Annotated in this window: 7 protein-coding genes; 2 read left to right on the forward strand and 5 right to left on the reverse strand. The window is 30.8% G+C overall.

The genetic code is table 11. From position 1 onward, the window contains the following. Positions 1-2: 2 nt before the first annotated feature. From ACVC2P_RS03165 to ACVC2P_RS03185, 5 genes are all read right to left on the reverse strand, one after another. The gene (locus ACVC2P_RS03165; protein ID WP_452597036.1) at positions 3-1448 is read right to left on the reverse strand and encodes an ATP-binding protein; all 1446 of its coding nucleotides are present in this window, start codon (positions 1446-1448) and stop codon (positions 3-5) included. A gap of 87 nt (positions 1449-1535) precedes the next feature. Further along, a complete protein-coding gene (locus ACVC2P_RS03170; protein ID WP_452597037.1) occupies positions 1536-2099 on the reverse strand; it encodes a 5-formyltetrahydrofolate cyclo-ligase in 564 nt (187 codons plus the stop codon). A gap of 12 nt (positions 2100-2111) precedes the next feature. Then, positions 2112-3086 (reverse strand): succinylglutamate desuccinylase/aspartoacylase family protein, encoded by a 975-nt coding sequence (locus tag ACVC2P_RS03175; RefSeq protein ID WP_452597038.1) that lies wholly within the window; start codon positions 3084-3086, stop codon positions 2112-2114. A 1-nt stretch (position 3087) separates the two neighbouring features. Next, entirely contained in the window at positions 3088-3963 is an 876-nt protein-coding gene (gene rimK / locus ACVC2P_RS03180) for a 30S ribosomal protein S6--L-glutamate ligase (protein WP_452597039.1), read from the reverse strand. Next, positions 3960-4385 (reverse strand): ATP-dependent zinc protease family protein, encoded by a 426-nt coding sequence (locus ACVC2P_RS03185; protein ID WP_452597040.1) that lies wholly within the window; start codon positions 4383-4385, stop codon positions 3960-3962. Before ACVC2P_RS03185 ends, rimK begins: the two co-directional genes overlap by 4 nt. Before the next feature lie 116 nt (positions 4386-4501). Here ACVC2P_RS03185 and uvrC point away from each other — a divergent pair, with 116 nt between their 5' ends. Together uvrC and ACVC2P_RS03195 are read left to right on the forward strand one after the other, a co-directional pair. Then, on the forward strand, positions 4502-6304 hold the full coding sequence (uvrC, locus tag ACVC2P_RS03190) for an excinuclease ABC subunit UvrC (protein WP_452597041.1): 1803 nt from the start codon (positions 4502-4504) through the stop codon (positions 6302-6304). Next, on the forward strand, positions 6305-7371 hold a 1067-nt coding region (locus ACVC2P_RS03195; protein ID WP_452597042.1), incomplete at its 3' end, for a patatin-like phospholipase family protein. It abuts the gene before it with no gap.

Below are 7371 nucleotides of genomic sequence, written 5' to 3' on the forward strand. Positions count from 1 at the left end.
AGTTAAAATTGAATTTTAAAAGTTGTTCCTTTTCCTACTTTACTATCAACAAAAATTTCTCCGTTCAAGGACTCTATTTGGTTTTTTGTAATAAATAGACCAATGCCAACAGCATCTTCATTATAATGAAAAGTATTATACATACCAAATAGTTTTTTTCCAAACTTATTCAAGTCTATTCCTTGCCCGTTATCTGAAACTTCGAGAATTATTTTATTGTTTTCAATATATGTTTTTAATTTAATAATCGCATTACGCTTTTCATGTTTATATTTTATAGCATTAGTGATTAGGTTAAGCATGATGCTTTCCAAATAGGCGGGAATATATTTGATGGTTTGTGCCATAGAAAAATCAAACTCTACTACAGTATTGTCTTTGGTTACAAGATGGTTTATAGATTTTAATACAGTTTGTAGTGTATCCTCGAAAGCAATTATTATTTTATTTTGGTCTGTTTTAGTTTGTATCGTTACAATATCGTTTAAATGCTCTATAGTGGTATTTAAGCTTTCAGAAATATCTTTAATACTACCTATTAACTCTAGTTTTTCCTCTACAGATTTTAAGTCCTCTATAAGTTGTACAATAAGAGATAAGTTACTAGTGTGAGACCTTAAATTATGAGAAACTATATGAGCAAAATTGAATAGCCTCGAGTTTTGAGAAGCTATAATATCTGCTGTTTTTTGTAAGTGTAACGTTTTTAATTTTTCTTCATCTATATCTTGAAAAACACCTCTAATACCTATAATATCCTGTTCGTCATTGTAAACAGGTTTTCCTATTGCTTTGGCCCAGAATACACGCTTATTTGCAGTAACCATTTTAATTTCTGTGTTAAAAGGTGTGCCTGCCATTGCACATTTAAAAAATAAATCTGCAGCTAGTTGATGGTGCTCTTCTGCATAATAATGCGATGAGTTTTTTAAAGAAGGAATATAATCTTCGGGATATTCCATAATGCGCCTAGTCTCTTTATCCCAATAGCTTTTTTGATCTAAAAAATCTACATACCAACTTCCTGTAGATGTCATCTCTGCACTTTCACGATAGTAGAAGTTATTATCTTTAACTTTGGCATTCGTTTTAATTTTATTTTCAAAAAAGAAAATAATCTTAGAAGTATCATGGATATTTACTGGTAGTACAGAATTTGTTTTACAAGTATATTCTTTATACTCGTTAGTCTTTTTTTTTATTTGAATATTTTGTTTAAAACCAACATTATTTTCTACCAAACTAAAGAAGTTATCTCTAAATAATGCTTTGTCATTTTTATGAATTAATCGTTCAAGAAAGAAATCTAATTTCGTGGCAATTTCGCTTTGTTTATACCCTAAATCAGAGATAAACGCAGAAGACCAATAACTAGTATTATTTTTTAACTCCCAATAGCCAATATCGAGATTGTCAATAACATTTTGAAAAAGTTCATTTTTTACCATGATGACAAAAAGTAGGTCGTAAAAGCAAATATAAGAACTTTATGTCATTAATCGATTAAAAACGATTTTAAACGATATTTTTGGGCTTTAAAACCGATAAATCTTTTTTGGGGTTACACAGAAATTTAAAGGAATATCTGCTTCGTTTAGCCCTTCTATTATAGTTTCGGCTTCAAAAAAAGAGAGCCCTATTTTTAGTGTTTCTGGTTTACAATTGGATAAAAACTTATCATAAAACCCTTTACCATAACCGACTCTATTACCCATTATGTCGAATGCTAAAAGTGGCACGAAAACAACATCTATTTTTGAATCATTAATTTCAATTCCATCAACAGGTTCAGGAATGTTAAATGTGTTTAGTTTTATAGAAGTAGCATCAGTTAATAAATAATTTGTAAGTTCATAGGTATTAAAGTTGCATTTTGAAATTACAATATTTTTGTCCTTTCCCGATAAAATATTAAGGATGTAATCTGTATTGATTTCTTTTAGAGTTTCAATAGATAAAAAGATATGGTAAAAACTAAAATTCCAAATATCTAAAGTTAATAATTGATTGGCTATAGATAAACTTAGGTCTTCAATATCTGTCTTGGTTAATGTATTACGAAGCGTTTTATACTGTTTACGTAGCTCTTTCTTTGTCATTATATTTTTAATTTAATCAATTAAAGCAGTAGAAATATGAAATAAAGCATCTCCTTGATATACAATAGGAGACTCATTAACATTAATAATATAACCTGAGTTTTGGGCTTTTACAAAATAATTAAACCTACCATAAGGATCTGTAATATTTCCAATTTTTTGGTTTTTCTCAATGTAAGTGTTTATAGTAACAGATGATTTAAACATACCAGAGTATTTAGCACGAACCCATTTACTTTCACTTATATATATACAAGGCTTTTTGGGCTTAGAAGTACTAAATATTTTTTTTAACATTCCATAGTGGTCTAAAATACGTTTAGCACCATTAACACCAGTGTTGGTAACATTAGTATCTATATGAAATGATTTGCCTCCTTCAAATAACAAAATAGGAATTCCCATTTTATTACACGTATTTCTAAAGGTTTTACCTGTGTTTTTAGAATATAATATAAAAGGAGCCCCAAAAATTTCTGCAATAATATCAAAATCACGATTACCCTTTTGTATTCTAATTTGTGGTGCATTAAAACGAAGTGCGCCACCAGTATGAAAATCTAGAACAAAGTCTACATGTGGTACAATTTCTGTAACTAACTGATAGGCTACTCTAGAGGCCAAAGATCCATTTTTACTGCCTGGGAATACACGATTTAAATCACGCCCATCTGGAAACTCTCTTTCCATATTTATAAATCCAAAAACATTAAGAACAGGAATGCAAATAGTAGTACCTATTTTGGGTTTATTAATCCCCTTTGCTATAATCTGTCTAACAATTTCTACACCATTAACTTCATCGCCATGTATGCCCGCAGTCATTAAAATAGTAGGGCCGGGTTTTTTTGAACGTTCAATTATTACTGGAACATCTACAGGTGTACGAGTATGTAATTTTGCAAGGTTAAAGCTTAACTCTTTACTTTCGCCTAGCTTAATGTCTTCCCCTAAAATATGTAAAACATGGTCGTTTTTAGTAGCCATATTACTTAGTGTTTTTTTCAATAAAAGCAATAATGTTTTTTGCAATATTTCGCCCTGTAGCTTTTTCTATGCCTTCAAGACCTGGTGTAGAATTTACTTCTAGAAGCAAAGGGCCTCTAGACGATTGTAGCATATCTACACCACAAACTGGGAGTTTTAACGCTTTGGCAGCTTGGATGGCTAGTTTTAATTCTTCGTGGCTTAATTTTATAATATTTGCAGAACCGCCACGGTGAAGATTAGAACGAAACTCACCTTCTTTACCTTGACGTTTCATAGCGCCTACAACCTGCCCATCTACTATTAGGGCTCGTAAATCTGCACCATTAGCTTCTTTAATAAATTCTTGAACAATAACCCGTGCTTGTAAGCCGTTAAAAGCTTCTAAAACGGACTCGGCAGCACTTTTAGTTTCTGCTAAAACAACACCAAGACCTTGAGTCCCTTCTAATAATTTTATTATAACAGGTGCTCCACCAACATATTTAATAACTTCTTTAGCATCGCGAGAATAATTTGTAAATACAGTTTTAGGCATGCCTATACCAGCTTTACTTAAACGTTGTAAGCTCTTTAACTTATCTCTAGAACGTAAAATAGAATCGGAAGTTACTGTAGTAAATACATTCATCATTTCAAACTGTCTCACAACAGCGCAACCGTAAAAGGTTACCGATGCGCCAATTCTGGGTATAACTGCATCAACATAGTCTAAATAACGATCTTTATAATATATAGAAGGTTTTTCTTTTTCTATAATGATATCACATTTTAGAGGGTCTATAACCTCTATCTTATGGCCACGTTTCTCCCCTTCTTCAACTAATCGATCAGTAGAATATAAATTTGCATTTCTAGATAATATAACTATGTTCATTTTAAGGTGTTATTATATGATAGGTTTTCTAAATCTACATCTACCATGAATTTTTGTTTTAAAAATTGCCTTCCAATAAGTACAGGGAATTTCATTTCTTCTCTGGTGCTTAAAGTTAAGTTAATCTTGTATGTCTTACCAAAAAAAACAACATTAGATTTTACTTTATACCTGTTTTCAATAAAACCATTACTACTTTTAACGTCTGTAAGTGTATATTTTTTAAAAACAATACGTCTGCCATTAAAATTAGGGTGTCCTTTACTAAAAAAAGTACAGATTAAAGTGTTGTCTTGTTCAATAATTTTAGAGCAATGTATAGCAGAAGTATAAGCGCCAGTATCTATTTTTGCATCAATAGCATATAAATTTAATTCTGGAAAATCTATTTTATCTGTTCTACCAATAATTTGTTTGTTCATTTATTTAAAAAAGAAGTGCAATGTAATAAATAATCTGTTCGACTATCAATAAAAAAATAACGTATAAAGCACATTATATTTTTATAATAAAACATTTAAATAATTACCTTTGAGGTATGAGTGCGCCCGCTTTAGATATACAGCTAAAAACCTTACCTAATTCTCCAGGAGTATACCAGTATTTTGATGCTGATGATAATATAATATACGTAGGTAAAGCTAAAAACTTAAAAAAGAGAGTAAGTTCTTATTTTACTAAAACACACGATAACGGTAAAACCAGAGTTCTAGTAAAAAAAATAGTTAACATAAAGCATATTGTAGTAGAAACGGAAACAGATGCCTTGCTGCTAGAAAATAACCTTATTAAAAAACATAAACCGCGCTATAATGTTTTATTAAAAGACGATAAAACATATCCTTGGATTTGTATAAAAAAGGAGCGGTTTCCTAGAATATTTCCTACACGACGTGTTATAAAAGATGGAAGTGAGTATTTTGGCCCTTACACGAGTATGAAAACCGTTAAAACCCTCTTAGACTTAATAAAAGGACTCTATAAACTAAGGACTTGCAATTATCATTTATCTCAAGAAAAAATAAATGAAGGTAAATATAAAGTCTGTTTAGAGTATCATTTAGGAAATTGTAAAGGCGCATGCGAAGGCAGAGAAACTGAGCAAAGTTATCATGAAAACATTACATCAATAAGAGCTATTTTAAAAGGGAATTTTAAAGATTCCCTAGATCAGTTTAAACAACAGATGAAGGATTTTGCAGAAGAAATGCAATTTGAAGAAGCACAGAAAATAAAAGAAAAAATAGAGGTTTTAGAAGGCTATCAAGCAAAATCTACCATTATTAATCCTAAAATTAGCAATGTAGATGTTTTTTCTATTGTAAGCGATGAAAGCTATGGATATATTAATTTTCTTCAAATATCATATGGTTCAATAATACGATCACATACATTAGAAATTAAAAAGAAATTAGACGAAACCGATAAGGAGTTATTAGAGTTAGCTATTGTGGAGCTTAGAGCACGTTTTAATTCTAACTCTAAAGAAATTTATGTACCTTTTAAAGTGGATGTTGGAGAAGGCATTAAAGTGTCTTTACCACAATTAGGAGATAAAAAACGAATTTTAGATTTATCCATACGTAATGCAAAATATTACAGAATGGAACGTTTTAAACAAGTTAAAATTACAGACCCAGACCGCCATGTTAAACGGGTTATGGCGCAAATGCAAAAAGACTTACGTTTAAGCGAAGAACCTAGACATATAGAATGTTTTGATAACTCTAACATTCAAGGAACAAACCCAGTAGCAGCTTGCGTTGTTTTTAAAAACGGAAAACCAAGCAAAAAAGAATATCGTCACTTTAATATAAAAACAGTTGTAGGGCCAGACGATTTTGCATCTATGGAAGAAGTGGTGTACAGAAGATATAAGCGTTTGACTGAAGAACAACAACCATTACCACAATTAATTATAATAGATGGAGGAAAAGGGCAGCTGTCTTCTGCTTTAAAAAGTCTAGACGCTTTAAACCTAAGAGGAAAGATCGCAATTATAGGTATTGCCAAACGTTTAGAAGAATTATTCTATCCAAATGATCCAATTCCCTTATATTTAGATAAAAAAAGTGAAACACTGAAAATTATTCAGCAATTAAGAAACGAAGCCCATCGTTTTGGTATTGAACATCACAGAAACAGGAGAAGCAAACAAGCTTTAAATACAGAACTAGAAACTATTTCTGGAATAGGTGAAAAAACTATTGTAGATTTACTAAAAGTATTTAAATCGGTAAAACGTATTGCAAATGCTAAATTAGACGAGCTAGAAGCTGTTATAGGAAAGTCTAAAGCAGAAAAAATTTATAATTATTATCACAAAAACGAAATCGATTAAATGAGGCCAGTAATTGTCGCTATTTTACTAGTTTTAGTATTTAACTTAACAGTTAAAGCTCAAGAGAAGAACACGAATGAACCTAAAGTAGGTTTGGTATTAAGTGGAGGTGGAGCTAAAGGTTTAGCTCATATAGGTGCTTTAAAAGTTATAGATAGCTTAGGAATTCGTGTAGACTATGTTGCAGGAACAAGTATGGGAGCAATAATAGGCTCATTATACTCTTCTGGATATTCGGGGAAACAAATAGACTCTATATTTAAACGTGTAAACTTTGATGACATTATAAACGATTACACCCCAAGAGCAGCTAAAACACTTTACGAAAGAGAGAATGATGAAAAATATGCAATAACATTACCTTTCGATGATTTTAAAGTAAAGCTACCCTCGGCATTATCAAGAGGGCAAAATACATTTAATTTACTCTCTAAACTAACGTTACATGTTAACGATGTTGAGGAATTTAAAGACTTACCCATTCCATTTTTATGTATTGCAACAGATATAGAAACAGGGCAACCAGTACTTTTAGACAAAGGCAGTTTAGCACAAGCTATAAAAGCTAGTGGAGCTTTCCCATCATTATTTCAACCAGTAGTAATAAATAACCAACTATTAATAGATGGAGGTGTTACTAATAACTACCCTTTAAATGAACTAAAAGAAAGAGGTATGGATATTATTATTGGAGTAGATGTACAAGATGGATTATCCAATAGATTAGATCTATCATCGGCTCCAGAAATATTATTTCAGATTAATAATTTCCGGACTATTAATGACATGAAGATAAAATCGAAAAAAACAGATATTTACATTAAGCCAGATATTACCAAATTTAATGTTGTGTCTTTCGATTATGGAAAACAGATTATTAAAAATGGAGAAATAGCAGCAAGACTAAAAGCACTTGAATTAAAAACACTAGCCAAAAAGCAAATAAAGAAACCAAGAGAAAATAAACAAATACAAACACCAGATAGCTTACGAATCAATCAAATTCATTTTGAAGGATTAAATAATTATACAATATCCTATGTATTAGGGAAATTAAAGCTAAGACC

The organism is Pontimicrobium sp. MEBiC01747 (assembly GCF_053601635.1).

Bases quoted from the DNA above. Each gene is read 5' to 3' on its own strand.
- ACVC2P_RS03165 (WP_452597036.1), bottom strand. From the start codon at position 1,448: ATGGTAAAAAATGAACTTTTTCAAAATGTTATTGACAATCTCGATATT.
- ACVC2P_RS03170 (WP_452597037.1), bottom strand. From the start codon at position 2,099: ATGACAAAGAAAGAGCTACGTAAACAGTATAAAACGCTTCGTAATACA.
- ACVC2P_RS03175 (WP_452597038.1), bottom strand. From the start codon at position 3,086: ATGGCTACTAAAAACGACCATGTTTTACATATTTTAGGGGAAGACATT.
- rimK (WP_452597039.1), bottom strand. From the start codon at position 3,963: ATGAACATAGTTATATTATCTAGAAATGCAAATTTATATTCTACTGAT.
- ACVC2P_RS03185 (WP_452597040.1), bottom strand. From the start codon at position 4,385: ATGAACAAACAAATTATTGGTAGAACAGATAAAATAGATTTTCCAGAA.
- uvrC (WP_452597041.1), top strand. From the start codon at position 4,502: ATGAGTGCGCCCGCTTTAGATATACAGCTAAAAACCTTACCTAATTCT.